At 66.0% G+C, this 18206-nt stretch carries 20 protein-coding genes; 8 read left to right on the forward strand and 12 right to left on the reverse strand.

The window, feature by feature from the left end:
* Positions 1–47: 47 nt before the first annotated feature.
* On the forward strand, positions 48–197 hold the full coding sequence (locus tag GBRO_RS26245; RefSeq protein WP_012832793.1) for a hypothetical protein: 150 nt from the start codon (positions 48–50) through the stop codon (positions 195–197).
* Positions 198–267: 70 nt separating this feature from the next.
* Here GBRO_RS26245 and GBRO_RS04450 read toward each other — a convergent pair whose 3' ends face one another.
* Genes GBRO_RS04450 through GBRO_RS04480 form a run of 7 tightly spaced genes read right to left on the reverse strand, consistent with a single transcriptional unit; the run spans position 268 to position 7107 of the window.
* Positions 268–1461 carry a CynX/NimT family MFS transporter gene (locus GBRO_RS04450; protein WP_012832794.1) on the reverse strand — a complete coding sequence of 398 codons (1194 nt, stop codon included), beginning with the start codon at positions 1459–1461 and terminating at the stop codon, positions 268–270.
* Complete coding sequence (locus GBRO_RS04455) at positions 1458–2132, reverse strand: FadR/GntR family transcriptional regulator (RefSeq protein ID WP_012832795.1); 675 nt, start codon at positions 2130–2132, stop codon at positions 1458–1460. The genes GBRO_RS04450 and GBRO_RS04455 overlap by 4 nt, the downstream gene beginning before the upstream one ends.
* Before the next feature lie 23 nt (positions 2133–2155).
* Positions 2156–2800 (reverse strand): GntR family transcriptional regulator, encoded by a 645-nt coding sequence (locus GBRO_RS04460; RefSeq protein WP_012832796.1) that lies wholly within the window; start codon positions 2798–2800, stop codon positions 2156–2158.
* A gap of 20 nt (positions 2801–2820) precedes the next feature.
* Positions 2821–4092 (reverse strand): CaiB/BaiF CoA transferase family protein, encoded by a 1272-nt coding sequence (locus GBRO_RS04465; protein ID WP_012832797.1) that lies wholly within the window; start codon positions 4090–4092, stop codon positions 2821–2823.
* Entirely contained in the window at positions 4089–5186 is a 1098-nt protein-coding gene (locus GBRO_RS04470) for an acyl-CoA dehydrogenase family protein (protein WP_012832798.1), read from the reverse strand. The genes GBRO_RS04465 and GBRO_RS04470 overlap by 4 nt, the downstream gene beginning before the upstream one ends.
* Positions 5183–6307, reverse strand: coding sequence for an acyl-CoA dehydrogenase family protein (locus GBRO_RS04475; RefSeq protein ID WP_012832799.1), 1125 nt, complete (start codon positions 6305–6307; stop codon positions 5183–5185). Before GBRO_RS04475 ends, GBRO_RS04470 begins: the two co-directional genes overlap by 4 nt.
* Positions 6304–7107 (reverse strand): enoyl-CoA hydratase-related protein, encoded by an 804-nt coding sequence (locus GBRO_RS04480; RefSeq protein ID WP_012832800.1) that lies wholly within the window; start codon positions 7105–7107, stop codon positions 6304–6306. The genes GBRO_RS04475 and GBRO_RS04480 overlap by 4 nt, the downstream gene beginning before the upstream one ends.
* Positions 7108–7299: 192 nt before the next feature.
* Here GBRO_RS04480 and GBRO_RS04485 point away from each other — a divergent pair, with 192 nt between their 5' ends.
* From GBRO_RS04485 to GBRO_RS04500, 4 genes are read left to right on the forward strand one after another with little or no spacing between them, the layout of a single operon-like run.
* Entirely contained in the window at positions 7300–8088 is a 789-nt protein-coding gene (locus GBRO_RS04485; protein ID WP_012832801.1) for a 2-keto-4-pentenoate hydratase, read from the forward strand.
* A gap of 52 nt (positions 8089–8140) precedes the next feature.
* Positions 8141–9046, forward strand: coding sequence for an acetaldehyde dehydrogenase (acetylating) (locus GBRO_RS04490; protein ID WP_012832802.1), 906 nt, complete (start codon positions 8141–8143; stop codon positions 9044–9046).
* Complete coding sequence (gene dmpG / locus GBRO_RS04495) at positions 9043–10119, forward strand: 4-hydroxy-2-oxovalerate aldolase (protein ID WP_012832803.1); 1077 nt, start codon at positions 9043–9045, stop codon at positions 10117–10119. Before GBRO_RS04490 ends, dmpG begins: the two co-directional genes overlap by 4 nt.
* 12 nt (positions 10120–10131) lie before the next feature.
* Positions 10132–11289: a thiolase family protein gene (locus tag GBRO_RS04500; RefSeq protein WP_012832804.1), complete on the forward strand. Its 1158-nt coding sequence runs from the start codon at positions 10132–10134 to the stop codon at positions 11287–11289.
* On the opposite strand, the gene GBRO_RS04505 is transcribed toward GBRO_RS04500, so the two are convergent.
* Both GBRO_RS04505 and GBRO_RS04510 read right to left on the reverse strand, forming a co-directional pair.
* Positions 11265–12290, reverse strand: coding sequence for an enoyl-CoA hydratase/isomerase family protein (locus tag GBRO_RS04505; RefSeq protein ID WP_012832805.1), 1026 nt, complete (start codon positions 12288–12290; stop codon positions 11265–11267). The genes GBRO_RS04500 and GBRO_RS04505 overlap by 25 nt on opposite strands.
* A gap of 79 nt (positions 12291–12369) precedes the next feature.
* Positions 12370–13167, reverse strand: a complete 798-nt coding sequence (locus GBRO_RS04510; RefSeq protein ID WP_041920224.1) for a VOC family protein — start codon at positions 13165–13167, stop codon at positions 12370–12372.
* Between the two features lie 167 nt (positions 13168–13334).
* Here GBRO_RS04510 and GBRO_RS04515 point away from each other — a divergent pair, with 167 nt between their 5' ends.
* Positions 13335–13928, forward strand: a complete 594-nt coding sequence (locus GBRO_RS04515) for a TIGR03086 family metal-binding protein (protein WP_012832807.1) — start codon at positions 13335–13337, stop codon at positions 13926–13928.
* Positions 13925–14479 (forward strand): hypothetical protein, encoded by a 555-nt coding sequence (locus GBRO_RS04520; protein WP_012832808.1) that lies wholly within the window; start codon positions 13925–13927, stop codon positions 14477–14479. Before GBRO_RS04515 ends, GBRO_RS04520 begins: the two co-directional genes overlap by 4 nt.
* Here the strand turns inward: GBRO_RS04520 and GBRO_RS04525 are convergent.
* From GBRO_RS04525 to GBRO_RS04535, 3 genes are all read right to left on the reverse strand, one after another.
* Positions 14454–14975 carry a C40 family peptidase gene (locus GBRO_RS04525; RefSeq protein ID WP_012832809.1) on the reverse strand — a complete coding sequence of 174 codons (522 nt, stop codon included), beginning with the start codon at positions 14973–14975 and terminating at the stop codon, positions 14454–14456. The two genes, GBRO_RS04520 and GBRO_RS04525, sit on opposite strands and share 26 nt — an antisense overlap.
* Positions 14976–15081: 106 nt before the next feature.
* Positions 15082–15489: a hypothetical protein gene (locus tag GBRO_RS04530; RefSeq protein WP_012832810.1), complete on the reverse strand. Its 408-nt coding sequence runs from the start codon at positions 15487–15489 to the stop codon at positions 15082–15084.
* A 4-nt stretch (positions 15490–15493) separates the two neighbouring features.
* A complete protein-coding gene (locus GBRO_RS04535) occupies positions 15494–16735 on the reverse strand; it encodes a Rieske 2Fe-2S domain-containing protein (protein WP_012832811.1) in 1242 nt (413 codons plus the stop codon).
* 241 nt (positions 16736–16976) lie between these two features.
* On the opposite strand from GBRO_RS04535, the gene hsaA reads away from it, so the two are divergent.
* Entirely contained in the window at positions 16977–18161 is a 1185-nt protein-coding gene (gene hsaA, locus GBRO_RS04540) for a 3-hydroxy-9,10-secoandrosta-1,3,5(10)-triene-9,17-dione monooxygenase oxygenase subunit (protein ID WP_012832812.1), read from the forward strand.
* Positions 18162–18206: the final 45 nt, after the last annotated feature.

Genomic DNA, 18206 nt, shown 5'->3' on the forward strand with positions numbered 1-18206 from the left:
ACGATCAAGTTCTGCATGCTGATCGCCTCGATCCCCGTGGTGCATGCGTGTTCGCACTCCTCGTCTCTGTGGTGGCCGAGGTCTTGGGAAGCGGCGCCAAGGCTCGACACACTTACGACGGTGGTCTGTGTGTCGTGCAGTTCACCGCGGGCGTGGGGATCGTGCTGATCACCATCTGCATCGCGATCCCACATTGATTTGGCTGTGCTGGAACCTCCGGAAAGGAATGTAGGCAAGGGCCCACGCAAGGTGGCGTAAGGGTGCGCATCACGCCGTCATCTGTACATCCTTCGCCGCGAGCGTGGTAGCTCCGGCCTGTACGGCGAGACCGGCAAGGAGCACGCAGAAAGCCGTTGTCCACGAGTGTGTCCAGTCATGAATGGCGCCGAGCGCGATAGGGCCGACGGCGGCCAGGACATACCCCACGGATTGGGCCATTCCCGACACCCGGCCGGTCTGCTCGGAATCGCGACTCCGTAACACCATGAACAGCAACGCAAGTCCGATGGATGAACCGGGACCGATCAGCACCAGCACGATCCACAGGACCACCAGGCCGTCGGTCGTGATCAGGCCGATCAATCCGACGGCGCTGACCGCGACGACGATGAAGGTGATGAGCCGTTGGTCGGCGAATCGGCCGGCGATGATCGGCGCGACCAGCGACGCCGTGAGGGCGACGACCTGACCTGCGGCCAGGATCAATCCTGCCTCACCGCGTGAATGTCCCTGATCCACCAGATAGGCCGGTAGCCAGGCCGTGAAGGTGTAGAACACCAACGACTGCGCACCCATGAACGCGGTGACCGCCCACGCCACCCGATTGGTCCAGAGGCTGCCACCGCTCACGGGCACGACCACGTGCATCCGGGTCAGTTGCGGCAGCCAGATCACGAGCGCGATCACCGCGAGGACCGCCCACGACGCCAGCGTCAGGCGCCAGTTCCCGTCGAAGGCGTCGTCGATGGGGATGGTCACCGCCGCGGCGACCGCGGCACCGCCGGACAGCGTCATCGAGTAGAGACCCGTCATCAAGCCGGACCGATGCGCGAAGTCGCGTTTGATCAGTGCCGGCAGCACCACATTGCAGATGCCGATGGCGACACCGATGATCGCCGAGCCGGCGAAAAGTGCTGTGGCATTGGGCACCCAGCGCAGCAGAATGCCGGCGATGAGAAGGATCATCGAGCCGAAGATCGTTCGTTCGATACCGAATCGTGCGGCCAGCCTGGGCGCGACAGGTGCGCTGAGGCCGAAGAACAACACCGGCAGGGTGGTGAGCATCCCGGCCGTGGCGCTGCTGAATCCCTCCTCGGCGCTGATGTCGTCGATCAACGGCGCCACTGCGACCACCGCAGGTCGTAAGTTGGCGGCCACCAGCATGATTCCCGCCGCGGTGACGATCGTCAGCAGGCTCGAGCGGGTCTGTGCGTGCGTCCGATCCCCTCGCGTTGCCGTCATTGCAGACCCGCGATCGCGTCGTCGACGTAGCTGTACACCGCATCCCGGGCGCGTAGCCGGTCGCCGCTGGCGATGGCGTCGATGACCTCGGCGTGGCCGGCCGGGTTGCGTCTGTCCCGGACCGACGTAGCGACCAGAGCGGCGTGGTGGCGGGCGATCACCTCTCCGACACCTTCGTAGAGGGAGATGAGCAGCCGGTTGCCCGAAGCGGCCACGAGTGCGTGGTGAAATGCGACGTCGGCGACGGCGTACCGGTCGACATCACCGGACGACAGAGCGGCATCTGCCGTGGCCAGGAGCTCGCGTAGACCTTCGAGGTCCGTGGCCGTGATGCTGTCAGCGGCCAGTGCCGCCGCCTCCGATTCGAGTGCCCGTCGAGTGGTGAGCAGGTCCATCAACTCGGACTCGTTAGTGCACCGGGCGATCGCCTCGGTGAGCACATTCGCGCTGCGTACGTAGGTGCCGTCGCCACGCCGGGGCGCCAGGAGCCCGGCGTGTTCCAGTGCTCGGACCGCTTCCCGGATGGTGTTGCGGCCGACTCCGAATAGCGCGACGAGCTCCGGTTCGGCGGGGATGCGGCTGCCCACCGGCCAGTCGCCGTCGGCGATCAGCTGGTGCATTCGGTCGACGACGAGCGAACTCGTGCGCGGTGGTGGGGCGATCAGCGACATGGAAAGAACCTAACATCCCATGTTTAGGGTCGTCGGGTGGCCCCCAGCAACAACCCCGTACCCGACTCCCCGCCCTGGCGGTGCCGATTCATGAGTTCCACGAGCAGTGCGCCGTTGCCCGCGGCGTACGCCTCGACGATGTGCTCGTGCTCGTCGAGCACTCGCCGTCGGGCGACCGGGTCATGGAGGTAGACGGCGTGATACGGCATCGCCATGGTCCAGAGGCGGCGAAGCTCGCCGACGACGAGGTTCAGCGGCGAGCGGTCGAACATGGCGAAATGGAAGTCCTGGTTGCGCAACCGCATCTCGAGCACGTCCCCGGCCTCGGCGGCCTCGGCGACGCGCAAACCGAGCTGCCGCACACGGTCGAGGTCTGGCCCGGCGGGCAGCGGAAGGCTCAGCAGTACTTCGCGTTCGAGGGCGGCGCGCATGAGATAGATCTGATCGAAGTCGGATTGCTCAAGGCGCGCAACGGCATACCCGACGTTGGGCTCATGGACGACGAGACCCGCCGCGGTGAGGTGCCGGAGGGCTTCGCGGATGGGTAGGCGGCTCACGCCGAGACGCCGGGCCATCGACTCCTGCCGGATGGGTTGACCGGGGAGGAGTTCGCCGGTGACGATGAGCTGTTCGATCTCGCCGACGACGCGTCCGGCCGCTCGGCCCATCGTCTGGTCCGGTTGCGTTGTCACCGAGCATCTTCCGCCGGTGGAGCGTCGATCGCGATACCGTCGGCGATCAGTGCATTGATCTCCTCGACGGTGAATCCCATTGCTCCCAGGATGCCACGGGTGTCCTGGCCGCGCGGCACCGCCGGACGTGGAGTCCGATAGCCAGAGCGGCTCAACGTGATCGGGACGCCGATACCGCGATACTCGTCGGTCTCGAGGAAAAGCCCGCGATGCCGGACCTGTTCGGACTGCAGCGCCTCGTCGACGGTGTGCACCGCACTGGCCGCCACGCCCACCTTCTCCAGCGCCGATGCCAGGTCCTCACGATCACGTTCGGCGATACGGGCAGACAGTGCCTCGATCAGCTCGTCGCGATGCGCGTGCCGGTCCGCGTTGGTGGCGAACCGTGGATCCGAACCGAGCTCCGATAGACCCAACACGGTGACCAGCGAACGGAACTGACGATCGTTGGCGGCGCTGACGAAGAAGTCGCCGTCCTTGGCGGCGAACACCTGATACGGCACCACGGTCGGGTGGACATCACCCGTGCGTGTCGGTACGGCACCACTCGCGATCCAGTTCGCCGTGTGCGGGTGCAGGATCGAGATGACGGAGTCGAGCAACGTGATGTCGACGAGCTGACCACGCTCGCTGAGCTCACGTTCCAGCATCGCCAACAGGATGCCCTGCACGGCCAGATTCGCCGCCACCAGGTCGACGATCGGAACGCCCATCCGTAGTGGATCACGGTCGGGATAGCCGTTGATGCTCATCAATCCGCCGAAGGACTGCAGCACGGCGTCGTACCCGGGCAGGCCGCCGAGTGGTCCGTCGACGCCGAATCCGGTGATACGACAATAGATCAGGCGTGGATTGGTCCGCGTGAGCACGGACTCGTAGTCGAATCCCCAGCGAGCCATGGTGCCTGCCTTGAAGTTCTCGATCACCACATCGGCTCCGGCGAGCAGCTCGCGCAGGATGTCGCGGCCGGCATCGGTCCCCAGATCCAGGCCGATGTTCTCCTTGCTGTGGTTGAGGCCGGCGTAATAGGCGCTGCCCGCGCCTGATTCGACGAACGGCGGTCCCCAGCCCCGGGTCTCGTCACCGGCGGGACCCTCCACCTTGATCACCTCCGCACCATGGTCGGCGAGAATCTGTGCGGTGAACGGTCCGGCGAGCACGCGACTGAGATCCAGCACGCGCACACCCGTGAGAGCGCCGTTGCCGGCGGCGGTGTCAGCGGCCCGCCAGGCACGCCGGCCGTCGATGCCGTGGGGGGTCTCGGTCACCGGGGCGCTCCGTCGGCTCCGGGTGATCCGGTGTCCCCGGCCACCACCGCATCCCAGACATCGATTCCGTCGTCGAGGATGTGGGAGGCGAGGACATCGGCCCAATAGCTCTCGGAGCCATAGCGATCGCGCCAGGTCCACAGCTCGGTGGTGAATCGCCCGAGTGCGTGCTCGGCGGTGAATCCCATCGCGCCGTGGATCTGATGGCCGATCGCGGCGATCTCGCGGGCCGACGACGAGGACACGACTTTGGCTGCCGCGACTGCCATCTCGGCCGACGCTGGGGTCATCCCCGCCGATTCGACGACCTCCACCGCGCAGGACGCCGCGGTGTCGGTCATCGCCACCAGAGCGGCCAGCCGAGCCAGGTGCTGCTGCACGGCCTGGAACCGTGACAGCGGCCGCCCGAACTGTTCACGATCACTTGCGTGTTGCACGGTTCGGCCGCGGACAGCTCGGGCCGCCCCCGCCGACGCGACCGCGTACGCGAGCGCACCCCTCCTGGTCAGTTCGTGCACATCGACGGTTGACGGGGCGACATGCAGCACCGGGCAGGTGTCGAAGGTGAGGTCTGCCACGCACACTCCCACCAGGTCGGTGCCGGCTTCGGCGGTCACCCGGGCATCCCGCAGCGACACCACGACCACGGTCGACGACTCCACGTCGGCGTCGATGAGCACCACGAGGATGCCGGCGACGTCGGCGAACACCACATCGGCGATCACACCGTCGAGAACCGCACGGCCGCTATCGGTCCGCAGACGACAGCGGTGATCGGCCACCGCTGTCGTCGCCGTGGCCGAGCCGAGGTCGTAGCCCGTGGTTGCGGCCAACCAGGCGGCGAGGACGGTGTGCTCCACGACGGGCAGCAACGCGCCCTGTTCGGCGGCAGCGGCGACGACGCCGAGTGCGTCGGCAAGCGATCCGCCCGCGCCGCCGGCGTCCGCCGGCACGCCCACCGCCGTGAAACCCGAGTCGCGCAGCGCATCCCACGCATCGGTGTCGGGGGCGCGCGCCGGTGTCCGGGTGTCCACGCCGACGCGCTGGATGATGCCTGTGATCGCTTGTCTCAGTTCATCTGTGGAATCACTCATCGGATACCCATTCCGCGGGCGACGATGCCGCGCAGGATCTCGTTGGTTCCGCCGCGCAGCGTGAACGCGGGGGTGTGCAGGATGCTCCGGGCGAGCAGTCGGGCAAACGCATCGCCACCGGTTCTGCGGGCCAGGTACCCACCGGAACTGCGGACGGCTTCCACCACGTCACCCTCGAAGGTGGAACCCACGTCTTTGACCATGGCGGCGAGGATGTCGGGTTTGCGTCCGGCGGCCAGTTCCCCGGCCACCGCCCACGACATCCGACGCAGCGCCCACGCCCGCGCGGTCAGGGTCCCGAGGGCGACTCGCTGCTCGTCGGTGGCACCGGTCGAACGCAGCAGATCGGCCCACGCGCGCAGCAGCGGCATCGTCGAGAGATACCGCTCGGGACCCGACCGTTCGAAGGCGAGCTCGCCCATGACCTGCGCCCAACCGTTGCCACGTTCACCGAGCAGAGCTTCCGGGCCGACGCGGGAGTCGTGGAAGATGACCTCGTTGAAGTGTTCGGCTCCGTCGATGCTCTCGATGGGGCGGATCTCGACGTCCGGATTCGGGAGGTCGATGATGAACTGCGACAGACCTTTCTGTCGGTCCTCGGTGGTTCCGTCGGAGCGCGCGAGGAGGACCATCGCATGCGCCAGGTGCGCGCCGGTGGTCCAGACCTTGGTGCCGCTGATGCGCCACGAGCCGTCGTCGCAGTGGCGGGCACGGGTGCGGACCCCGGCGAGATCGGACCCGGCGTCGGGCTCACTCATGCCGATCGCGAAGAACATCTCGCCGGCGGCAATCGGGGGTAGATACCGCTGCTGCTGAGCGGCCGTGCCGTGCGCGAGAATGCCCGGAGCCATCTGCCGATCCGAGATCCAGTGCGCGGCAACAGGAGCACCGTGCGCGAGTAGCTCCTCGGTCACGACGAACCGCTCGATCGGGGAGCGGCCGTGGCCACCATGGGACTTCGGCACGGTCATACCGACCCAGCCGCGACGGCCGAGCCGAGCACTGAACGCGGGATCGAAGCCGGTCATCCAACTGTCGGAGGTCGGCTCGAAGGTCCCGGCGTCGAGTTCCTCGCGCAGGAAGGCCCGAACCTGTGAGCGCAGGCCATAGACTTCGGTCATGACTTTCCGGGACCGCGAGATGACCAGGAGGACTGTCCTTTCCGCGACATCGACCACATCTGGACGCCGCGCTCGATCTCCAGAGCAGACGACCAGCTCACCGCGGGCGGCCCCAACTCCAGCCGGGCACTGTTCATGACGCGACGGGTCAGCTCAGGGTCCTTGGCAGCGGCCGCGGCCAGAGTGGCGATGTAGGAATCCATCGCGTCTTCGGCGACCGCGGCATGCGCGAGCCCACGGTCGACGGCCTCCTGACCGGTCAGTGCCTGTCCGCAGGCCGCCATCGCGATGGTGGTTGACCAGCCCACCGCCTTTCCGAGCAACGAGAGATGGCCGCCGCCGGGATGGATGCTGCGCGCCAGAAAGCCGCTGTCCAGCACGGTGTCCGGGGTGATCACGGTGATGTCGGCGGCCATCGCGAGGTTGAGGCCGGCGCCCACCGCGCCCCCGACCACCCGGGCGATGGTCGGCACGGGCAGGTTGCCGATGCGGACGAAGACGCCGTAGACCGCGGACACGCCGGCGACCGCATCGGGGGAGGCCGGATCCGACGACGCGGCGGCCAGCGTGCGCGTGTCGGCGCCGCTACAGAAGTACTCGCCGTTGGCACGGACGATGACGGCACCGATCTGCCCATCCGACTCGACGCGGTCGCAGAAATCGGTGATCAGCTGCGCCATCTCCAGGGTGATCGCGTTCTTGCGGCGCGGGTTGTTCAGCGTCAGCGTCGCCACCCCGTCGGTGACATCGGTTAGTACCGGGGGTAGTGCGTCGGATCCGGGATCGTTGTCGTCGCTCATGGGGCGAACGGTAGCAGATTGGATACAAAATGAGATCCGATTGTGCGGTCTCAGTCAGCGGTCGTCAGCGCGCGGCCCGAGGGGTCAACTGCTGGGATCGAGATGCTCGAAGTAGAGACGCGACCGGGCATGTCGCAAATCTGCAACATGTTCTAAACTAGAACACGTTCACCTACCGGAAGTGAGGCTCGAATGGCCGTCGACCAGGCAATACGCGAGCAGATCGCGGCCGACCTGTGGCAGGCGGAGGTGACCGCTGTGGCGATCGATCGGCCGACCGACGCCCACCCGGATGTCGACGTCGTCGACGCCTACGAAATCGCGCTCATCAACATCCGCAAGCGTCTCGACGCGGGAGCCAAGGTTGCCGGTCACAAGGTGGGCCTGGCGTCGGAGGCGATGCAGAAGATGATGAACGTCGACGAGCCGGATTACGGGCACCTGCTCGACGAGATGCAGTACTTCGAGTCGACGCCGATCGACCGGTCGAAACTCTGCTACCCACGCGTGGAGGTGGAGGTCGGCTTCATCCTCGGTGCCGACCTCCCCGGCGAGGGCTGCACCAATGAGGACGTCATCGAGGCGGTCGAGTGGGTGGTGCCCTCGATCGAGCTCATCGACTCGCGGATCAAGGACTGGAAGATCACGCTGTGTGACACCATCGCCGACAACGCGTCGTCGTGCGGCTGGATTCTCGGCGAGCAGCGGGTGCCGATCTCGGCGATCGACACCGGCGACATCGACGCCACGATCCACCGCAACGGCGAGGTGGTCGCGAAGGGCAATTCGTCTGCGGTGCTGGGTCATCCGCTGAACGCGGTGAGCTGGCTGGCCCGCAAGGTGGCCGGCTTCGGCGTGCGGCTGCGCAAGGGGGACGTGATCCTGCCGGGCACCGCGACGCGGGCCATCGACATCGACGCGGGTGATCACTTCGTGGCCGAGTTCGCCGGACTCGGCAGCGTCACACTCGACTTCTATTAGCCGACTTCGATTCGACGACAATACTTTTCCCAACAATCAACAGGAGGCGCAGGTGGCAGCCAAGCTGACCGCAGCGATCATCGGGTCGGGCAACATCGGCACCGACCTGATGTACAAGCTCGAACGTTCGGAGGTGATCGAGCCCCGGTGGATGGTGGGCATCGACGCCGACTCCGAAGGGATGAAACGGGCCGCCGATCATGGCCTGATCACGTTGAGCGGTGGGGCCGACGAACTCCTCGGCTCCAGCGAAAGGCCCGACCTCATCTTCGAGGCGACCTCGGCCTATGTGCACCGCGAGTATGCGCCGAGGTATGCCGACGCCGGCATCACTGCCATCGACCTCACCCCCGCCGCGGTCGGTCCGGCGGTGGTGCCACCGGCCAATCTGCGCGAGCATCTCGAGGCGCCGAACACCAACATGATCACCTGCGGTGGCCAGGCCACCATCCCGATGGTGCATGCGGTGAGTTCGGTTGTGCCGGTTCCGTATGCGGAGATCGTCGCATCGGTGGCCTCGGTGTCGGCCGGACCGGGTACCCGCGCCAACATCGACGAGTTCACCGCCACGACGTCGAAGGGCATCGAGACCATCGGCGGTGCGACGCGCGGGAAGGCCATTATCATCCTCAACCCGGCCGATCCGCCGATGATCATGCGCGACACCATCTTCTGTGCCATCCCCGACGATGCCGACACCGATGCCATTGCGGAGTCGATTCACAAGCGGGAGAAGGAGATCCAGTCCTACGTGCCCGGCTACCGGTTGCTGCAGGACCCGCAGTTCGATCCACCGAGCGTCCTCAACGGCGGTCACGCCCGGGTGTCGATCTTCGTGGAGGTCGAGGGTGCGGGCGACTTCCTGCCCCCGTACGCCGGCAACCTGGACATCATGACCGCCGCCGCCACCAAGGTCGGCGAGGAGATCGCGAAGCAGAAGTTGAGAGTTCCGGCATGAGCACGGCAGCAATGGATCTGATGGCACACGCCCGCAAGTACTCCGACACGCTCGACATCCGCATCACCGACTCGTCGTTGCGCGACGGGAGCCACCACAAGCGCCATCAGTTCACCGAGGACGAGGTGCGCTCGATCGTCGGAGCCCTCGACGAGGCCGGTGTTCCGGTCATCGAGGTGACCCACGGCGACGGTCTGGGCGGGTCGTCGTTCAACTACGGCTTCTCCAAAACCCCGGAGCAGCAGCTGATCAAGGCCGCCGCGGAGACGGCGAAGCAGGCGAAGATCGCCTTCCTCATGCTGCCGGGACTTGGCACCAAGGACGACATCCGGGCGGCCCAGGACAACGGTGGCCAGATCTGCCGGATCGCCACCCATTGCACCGAGGCCGACGTGTCGATCCAGCACTTCGGACTCGCTCGTGACCTGGGACTGGAGACCGTCGGTTTTCTGATGATGAGCCACAGCCAGCCACCGGAAGTCCTTGCCGCACAGGCGCGGATCATGGCCGACGCCGGGTGCCAGTGCGTGTACGTGGTCGATTCGGCGGGCGCGCTGGTGCTCGAGGACGTCACGGTGCGGGTGCAGGCGCTGGTCGCCGAACTCGGCGATGACGCCCAGGTCGGGTTCCACGGGCACGAGAATCTCGATATCGCCGTGGCGAATTCGATCAACGCGATCCGCGCCGGTGCCCAGCAGATCGACGGCTCGATCCGGCGCTTCGGTGCTGGTGCGGGTAACACACCCACGGAAGCCTTTGTGGGCGTGTGCGACAAGCTGGGCATCACCACCGGCGTCGACTTCATGAAGATCGCCGACGCCGCGCAGGATGTGGTGCGCCCGGCGATGCCGTCGGAGTGCCTGGTGGACCGGTCGGCCATGATGATGGGGTATGCCGGCTGCTACAGCTCGTTCCTCAAGCACGCCGAGGGTCACGCCGAACGCTACGGGGTGTCGGCGGCCGAGATCCTCATCGAGGCCGGCAATCGCAAACTCGTCGGCGGACAAGAAGATCAGCTCATCGACATCGCACTGGAACTGAAGAAGAAGGCCGACGCCAACGCGGGGGTCTGATAGGGAGGTCGAATGTCGACCCGCGATGCCGTCATCGTCGAAGCCGTGCGGACTCCGATCGGAAAGCGCAATGGCTCTCTGGCCGGCGTTCACGCTGTCGACCTGTCTGCATTGGTGCTTCAGGAACTCTTGCACCGCACGGGGGTCAGGCCCGAGTCCGTTGATGACGTGATGTGGGGCTGCGTAACGCAGCTCGGTGACCAGTCGAGTAACGTCGCGCGGTTCGCCGTGCTGGCAGCGGGGTGGCCGGAATCGATACCGGGTGTGACGATCAACCGTGCATGCGGGTCCGGGCAGCAGGCGATCGAGTCCGCAGCGCACGCCGTGATCGCGGGCGCCTATGATATCGCGATCGCGGGCGGGGTCGAGACGATGTCTCGTGTGCCGCTCGGTGCGACCCGACAGAGCGGTGTTCCCTACGGACAGACGGTTCTCGACAGATATCACGTAGACCGACTCGATCAGGGGCTGGGCGCCGAACTGGTGGCGGAGAAGTGGGGGCTGTCGCGACGGGTACTTGACGAGTACGCCTCGCGCTCACACGAACTGTCTGCACAGGCGATCGATCGCGGTGACTTCGAGTCGCAGGTGGTCCCGGTCGACACCGAGTCCGGCGTCTTCGCCGTGGACGAGGGTGTACGCCGGGGTACCACTCCGGAGAAGCTTGCGGGACTCGAGCCGTCGTTTCGCGAGGATGGAGTGATCCACGCCGGCAATGCATCTCAGATCTCGGATGGTGCGGCGGCCGTGATGATCATGACATCGGAACTCGCGAAACAGCTCGGGCTGCACCCGATCGTGCGCTTGGTGGCCGGTTCAGTCGTCGGCTCGGACCCCGTGATGATGTTGACGGGCCCGATTCCGGCCACCGCGAAGCTGCTGGAGCGAACCGGTCTGTCGATTGCCGATATCGGAGCTGTGGAGATCAACGAGGCGTTCGCGCCGGTGCCACTCGCGTGGCAAGCGGAGTTCGATGCCGATCCGGCCGTAGTAAATCCACTGGGAGGCGCGATTTCGGTGGGCCATCCACTGGGTGCGTCGGGAGCAATTCTCACCACCAGGCTGATCTACCACATGCGCGATCGCGGCATCCGCTATGGCGTGCAAGCGATCTGCGAGGGCGGTGGCACGGCCAACGCCACACTCTATGAACTCGTCGACGTGCCCTGACCGGCATCGGCCGCCGGCATCGGCGCAACCTCGTCCACGAGGCCCCACCGGAGAGCAGCCTCGGCATCCAGGGTCACACCTGACAGGACAAGATATGCACTACGCCATCGGCCGATTCGGCGGGTGACGCTATAGGTTCCGCCGGCACCGGGAATCAATCCGATACCCAATTCCGGCAATCCGAACCGGGCATCGGGGTGTGCGACGATGTGCCCGCAGAAGGCGGCCATTTCCAGACCGCTGCCCAGTACTTGACCGTGCACCCGCGCGCGGAGATGTGTGTCCATACGGAGCCGGAGCGCGTTCAGGGCCAGTGCGGGACTGTGCCGGGTACGGGCGATGTGCGCGGATGCTGGATCGTCGAACTGCCCGAACTCGGCGAGATCTCCTTCGCTGCAGAATGATTGACCGGATCCGCGAAGCTCGACCAACCGCACCGCGGGGTCGAGATGTGCGACGGTGAGCGCCTCGAGCAGGCCGACACGCATGGCATCGTTTAACGCGTTGTGGCGGTGTGGCCTGTTGAAGGTGATGAAGAGGTCATCGCTGTCACGGACGTATGTCAGGGGCTCCTCATCCGATATGGCTGGGCGGGACGGTCCTCGTTCGCAGAGCCAACGGGCGAACTCGGGACCCGCTTGCAGTGCCGAATAAGCGAGGGATTCGGTGACGAGTGCGGGGCGGGCGTCTCCGTCGGTGTTAACACTCGCGAGGACGTCGGTGGTGATTGCGGCGGTGATGGGGTTCCGGGCACAACGTGCCGCAATGGATGACAGGGTGTCCTCCACGGAATCGACACGTACACAACGACGGTCGTCGGTGTCAAACTCAGTGATCGTGACCGCCGCACACCGAAGCCAATGATCGGAAGTGAGCCTTCCCGGATCGTCGGTGACCGCGATGATCGGCGGTGCGATGGCTGTTGCGGCCGGCAATTCGAGTTCGGGCGGGCTTCCGGCGTCGACTACTCGCAGCGGCGAGGTGTCCGAGGTGAGCGACATCTGTCCTTGATACCGCGACTACGGTCCGGTGCGGTAGCGCACTCTGTGATGCTGCCTCGCACCGAAGCTCGGTCAGGCATCACATGCCGTTCGGCGGATGGCCGAGTGCGATCACCGCGCCAAGCGGGTCGGTGATGACGGCGAGCGTGCCGTACGGCGTGACCTCGCCCGGCATCAACGCGGTGCCGCCGAGTTCCTGGGCATGCTTCACCGAGGCGTCGACGTCGTCGACGGTGATGTAGACCTGCCAGAATGAGGGCACCTCGGCGGGATGCAGCTTGGCGGCGTCCATGATCCCGCTGTAGGACATGTCGCCGATGAACATCTGGCCATAGTGGTCCGGGCCGACGGCGTTGGGGTCGCCACCGGTGCCGACCTCCTCGATGCGTGCGCCGACGACGCCGGCGTAGAAGGCCACCGACTTCGCATAGTCCTTGGTGTGTTCCTCGAACCAGTAGGGCGTCCCGTGATCGCCGTGCTCGGTGTATCCCACATGCGTGCCGGGTTGCCAGAAGCCGATCACTCCGCCCGCGGGGTCGACGCCGACCAGCATGGTGCCCTCGTCGCCGACGGCCATCGGCGGCACCATGATCGTGCCGCCGGCAGCCTCGACCGCGCGGGCGGTGGCCTCGGCATCGGTGGTGTGCAGGTAGATCGACCAGACGTCGGCAGGTCCGCCCGCCTCTTGCATGTAGGGGCTCAGGCCGGCCACCCGCTTCCCGTTCTTCGTGAAGTTCTGATAGCCGCCGAACTCCTCGCGTGGCGGTTCGGTCTCCCAGCCGAAGAGCTCGCCGTAGAAGGCTGCGGACTTGGTCGGGTCGCTGCTCATCAGGTCGAACCAGATCGGTGCGCCCACCGGGGCGGAGTACTCGGCCATCGGGTGTCCCTTCACAAAGAAGTTGGTGATGTACATACCGGTCGACTCTCAGCGTCGTCGAAACTCATCGCGGCCGAGGCCGAACACCCGGAACACGGCGTCGCCGACGATGAGTTCTGCGGGCGACCCGGGTCAGTCGATGTGTACCCACCCGAAAGGACACCCGGATGTATGCGCACCAGATCGAGATCGCGGCGGTGACGATGATCGACGTCGCCGCCAAGGTGACCGATGATCAACTCGACCGTCCGACACCCTGTGGTGACATGCGACTGTCGGGTCTGCTGGGGCACGCGATCGGACTCAGCCTGGCCTTCGCCGCGGCCGGACGCAAGGAATTCGGTCCGCTGACCGCGACCACCCCCTCGCCCGGCAACGAGACCCTGCCCGACCCGTGGTGGCCCGCGCTGACCGGCAACCTGCGAGAGCTGGTGCGCAGCTGGGAGGACCGCGCCGCATGGGAGGGAATGACGCAGGCCGGCGGCTTCGACGCCCCGGCCTCGGTGTTGGGAACGGTGGCGCTCAGCGAACTCGTCCTGCACGGCTGGGACATCGCGCGGTCCATCGGCGTCGCCTACCCGATTCCCGACGACGTCGCCGCGATCGTCTTCGACTTCCACCATCCGCCGCAGCCACAAGAGGAACGCGACGGCATGTTCGGGCCCGTCGTCGAGGTTCCCGACGACGCCCCGATCCTCGACCGCACCGTCGGGATCGCCGGGCGTGACCCCTTTTGGCCCCATGGCACGCTGGAGGAATGACTTCGACGGGCCGGTTGGCACGATCGTCGGCCCTGGTGTGGCCGGCCGCCTGCGTGGCGGGTCTGCTCCTGATCGCCTTCGCGCAGGTCAAATGGGGCATCTCGGATGAGGGTGTGCAGCCCTCGATCACCGGATTGGGTCGGGTGAGCGTCCCGGGTGCCAGCGCCGACGACGTCGCCTACTTCTTCGACGGGCAGACGCGGCGACCCGGACTGTGGGTGGTGATCGCCGGTGCGGTGGTCGCCGTGGCTGCGCTGGCCGGGTGGTTGCGGCGGCAATTCCGGTGGCCGGCCGCGGTCATCGTCGTCGTGGCCGCGCTGGTGTCGTTGGTGACCGCGGTGTGGACCATCAGCGATCCGGCCGCACGGCTCTTCTCCGAGCGACTCACCGAGGCCCTCGACCTGGATCTTCCGACGATGCAGCCCGGCTACGGTGTGATCGGCACAGCCGTCGTCGCCGTCGTGTTGGTCGGACTGATGGTGTTCTGGGTGGCGGTAGGGCGGCGGGCGGACTCGTCCGACCCGATCAGCCGAACCGACGAATCGTCTTGATCGGCGGCATGCCGTCAAGTGGCGTGAAGCCGATCGGTACCCCGTTGGGTCCGAAGGCGTTGAACACCTGCCCGAACCCGGCATAGATGCCGATGTGGCTGGCGTCGCGCCAGAAGACGATCGCGTCGCCGGGTGCCAGCGCCGACATCGGGATCGCATGCCCGACGCGGGCCTGCTGCTGGCTCACCCGCGGCAGCCGGATGCCCGCGGTGCCGAAGGCCCACTGGACCAAACCCGAGCAATCCCACGAGTTGGGGCCCACCCCACCCCACTTGTACGGCTTGCCGATCTGGGTCATGGCAGCGCTCAACGCCTGCAGCCCCGCCGGGGTGGGAATCGGGAGGTAGATCTCCACCGAGCCCGACGACCCCGACGACCCGGTGTCGGCGGACGCGACCGGCGCGCCCGCGACGACCGGTGCACCGACCGCCACACCCGTGGCGCCGATGAGGGCGGCACAGGCCGTGGCGGCCAGACGGGAACGAAGACTCGGCACGTGTTCACAGTGACGCAAGTGCCTGATGTGGACCTCGAGTAACGGTTGAGATGTTATCGATATGTGACTCGAGGTCCGGCGTGTCCGATGGACCCGACGGCTCGGATCACCAGTAGCCGTCGGGATCGGATTCGGGCGACTCGGACGGGATGATGCCCTCGGACACACCGTGATCGATGCTCGCCGACAACCGCGGACAGGTCGGCATCATCGCGGTGTTTCCGCCCTCACGACGGATTCGCTCGAGCTCGTCGCAGCGTGCCCTCGCCTGCGCATTCCACTGCACACTGGTGTGAAAGGGGCTGGTCTTCTTGACCATCACGCAGGCATGACAACTGCGGCACTCGATTTCGGTCATCCCGCCGCGCAGGTAGTGCTCACGATCGCGGGCGGTGGCCTGATGTACCGCTGCCAGTCGGCCCGGGTCGTCGCCGAAGTCGGGCGCCTTGGCCCAGCCCGACTGTGATTCCGCGATCACCGGTGTGGTCGCGGAATGCTCGGCGGCGCGGGTCATGGCCTCAGACCTCGGCCTTCTCCGAGGTGCCGGTGGAGTCTGCGGCCTCCGATGCGTTCTCGGCGTCCTTGGCCTCTCGCTGGAGTCGCAGGTTCTCCTCGATCTCCACACCCCAGCTCTCGAGTGCCTTCTCGGTGTCGATCTCGTACTCGAAGCGTCCGGTCATCTCCTCGGAGACGTCGGCCTTGTCCACATAGAACTGCTCATACCAGCGTCGCAGCTGATAAACCGGGCCGTCCTCCTCGACGAGCAGCGGATTGTCGATGCGGGTCTTGTGTTTCCAGATCTCGACATCCTGCAAGAACCCGACCTCGACGCCGGCGCTGATCTTCTTGGCCATCTTGTCGGCCTGCTCGGCGGTCAGTCCCTCCGGCACCTTGGCCATCACGCCGTACATCAGCACGAACGAGTTCGCGTCGATGGGGTAGTGGCAATTGGTGAGGATCGTCTCGACGGCATAACCGCCGTAGTACTGGATCATCGGGTTGAGCATGTATGACGGTCCGTAATAGGCGGCGATCGACTCCAGCCGGCTGTCACCGTAGTTGGTGCCGAGCGTGACATCGGGGCGCCCATGGGAATTCATGTACTGCGCCGCGGTCTCGCCTTCGAAGACGTTCTTGAAATAGTCGGGCAGGGCGAAGTGCACATAGTAGAAGTGCGCCATGTCCACGACGTTGTCGATGATCTCGCGGCAGTTGGCGCCCTCGATGACGATGCGATTCCACGTCCAGCCGGTCCACTCCGACGACCCGACCTCATCGAGCGCCGGGATGATGCAGTCCTCGGGCGGCGGATCACCCTCCGGATCGTTGTAGACGAAGACCTGAGCATTGCGGATCATCGTCGGCCACGATCGGGTCTTGGCCAGCTTGGGGTTCCGTTTCGCGTAGGGCACACCGGCGCATCGGCCGTTGCCCTTCCACAGCCAGCCGTGGAACGGACAGGCGACGTTGCCGTCGTCCTTGATACTGCCCTGCGAAAGATCGCCGCCCATGTGTCGGCAATAGGCGTCGAGCACGTTGACCTTGACCTCGTCACCACCGGCGCGGGTGACCCAGACGACCAGTTTGGTGCCGAAGATGTGGATCGAATGGGGCTGCCCGTCGTCGAACTCCTCGACGAGACCGAGGCAGTGCCATCCCCGGGCGAAGCGGGTGGGTGGCGCCCCGGTGTCGATCTCCCGGATACCGGGCTCGTCGCCCGTGTGTACCGAACCGATCGCCGTATCAGGTGTCGCCGACATCCGTGTCTCCTGTCATTCGACTCGCGTGGGCTGGATCCGCAGACATGAGCGGACCGCATGAGCTAATACTAGAACATGTTTCAATTGTGATCGAGCGATCGGCACGGATGGTGCTGATCTGCGCTGGTACTGGCACCAAAGGCCCAGTACTCGACATAAATGAGAACGTGTTCTAATCTCAAGTCTGACGAGTAACACGGCCGGCCACCGAGGCCGGCGACAACGAGTAGGAGCGGGCGAGATGCCGAGCGAACGCAGCGAAGCCGCAGAGCAGGTCCTCGAGAAGATCAACGCACTGCTGCCCGAGATCGAGCAGCGCGCGCAACAGACCGAGGATCTGCGTCGGATTCCCGACGAGACGGTCTCGAGCCTCGAGGGCGCGGGCTTCTTCAAGTTGATGCAGCCCGAACAGTGGGGTGGCTACCAGGTCGATCCCGTCACCTTCTACGAGGCCGTGCGCCGAATCGCGAGCGCGTGCGGCTCCACCGGCTGGGTGTCCGGGATCATCGGCATCCACAACTGGCACCTGGCGCTCTTCGACCAGCAGGCGCAAGAAGACGTGTGGGGTGCCGACACCTCGGTGCGGATCTCGTCGTCGTACGCGCCGATGGGTATGGGCGAGGTCGTCGACGGCGGGTACAAGGTCAACGGCTCCTGGGCGTGGTCGTCGGGTTGTGAGATCGCCGACTGGGTCTTCGTCGGCGGTCCCGTCATCAAGAACGGCAAGCCCGTCGACTTCGTGAGCTTCCTGATCCCGCGCAGCGACTACACGATCAAGGACGTGTGGAATGTGGTGGGTCTGCGCGGCACCGGGTCCAACACCATCGAGGTCAAGGACGTCTTTGTTCCCCGTCACCGCATGCTGAGCATGCGCACGATGAGCATGGGCCAAAGCCCGGGTCTCGAGCGCAACACCGCACCCGTCTACAAGATGCCCTGGGGCACAATCCATCCGAGCACCATCTCGTCACCGATCGTCGGCATGGCCTACGGCGCCTACCACGCTCACGTCGAACACCAGGGCAAGCGTGTCCGTGCCGCCTACGCCGGTGAGAAGGCCAAGGAAGATCCCTTCGCCAAGGTGCGAATCGCCGAAGCGGCCAGCGACATCGACGCCGCGTGGCGTCAGCTGTCGGGCAACCTGCAGGCCGAGTACGACCTGATCCTCGCCGGCGAGGAGGTCCCGATGGAACTGCGGCTCGCCGCCCGCCGCGATCAGGTGCGCGCGACCGGCCGGGCGATCGCCGCGATCGACCTGCTCTTCGAGAACTCGGGGGCGCACGCACTCGAGAACGGCACCCCGATCCAGCGGTTCTGGCGCGACGCACACGCCGGCCGGGTGCATGCCGCCAACGATCCCGAACGCGCTTATGTGGCATTCGGCAACGGCGAGTTCGGGATTCCCATCGGCGACACGATGGTGTGACCCGTCGAAGCTCGCACCCCAGGGAACCGGGCAGGCCCGTGAAAG

Origin of the sequence: Gordonia bronchialis DSM 43247, assembly GCF_000024785.1 — a bacterium.
In the GTDB taxonomy this organism is placed as follows: Bacteria; Actinomycetota; Actinomycetes; order Mycobacteriales; family Mycobacteriaceae; genus Gordonia; species Gordonia bronchialis.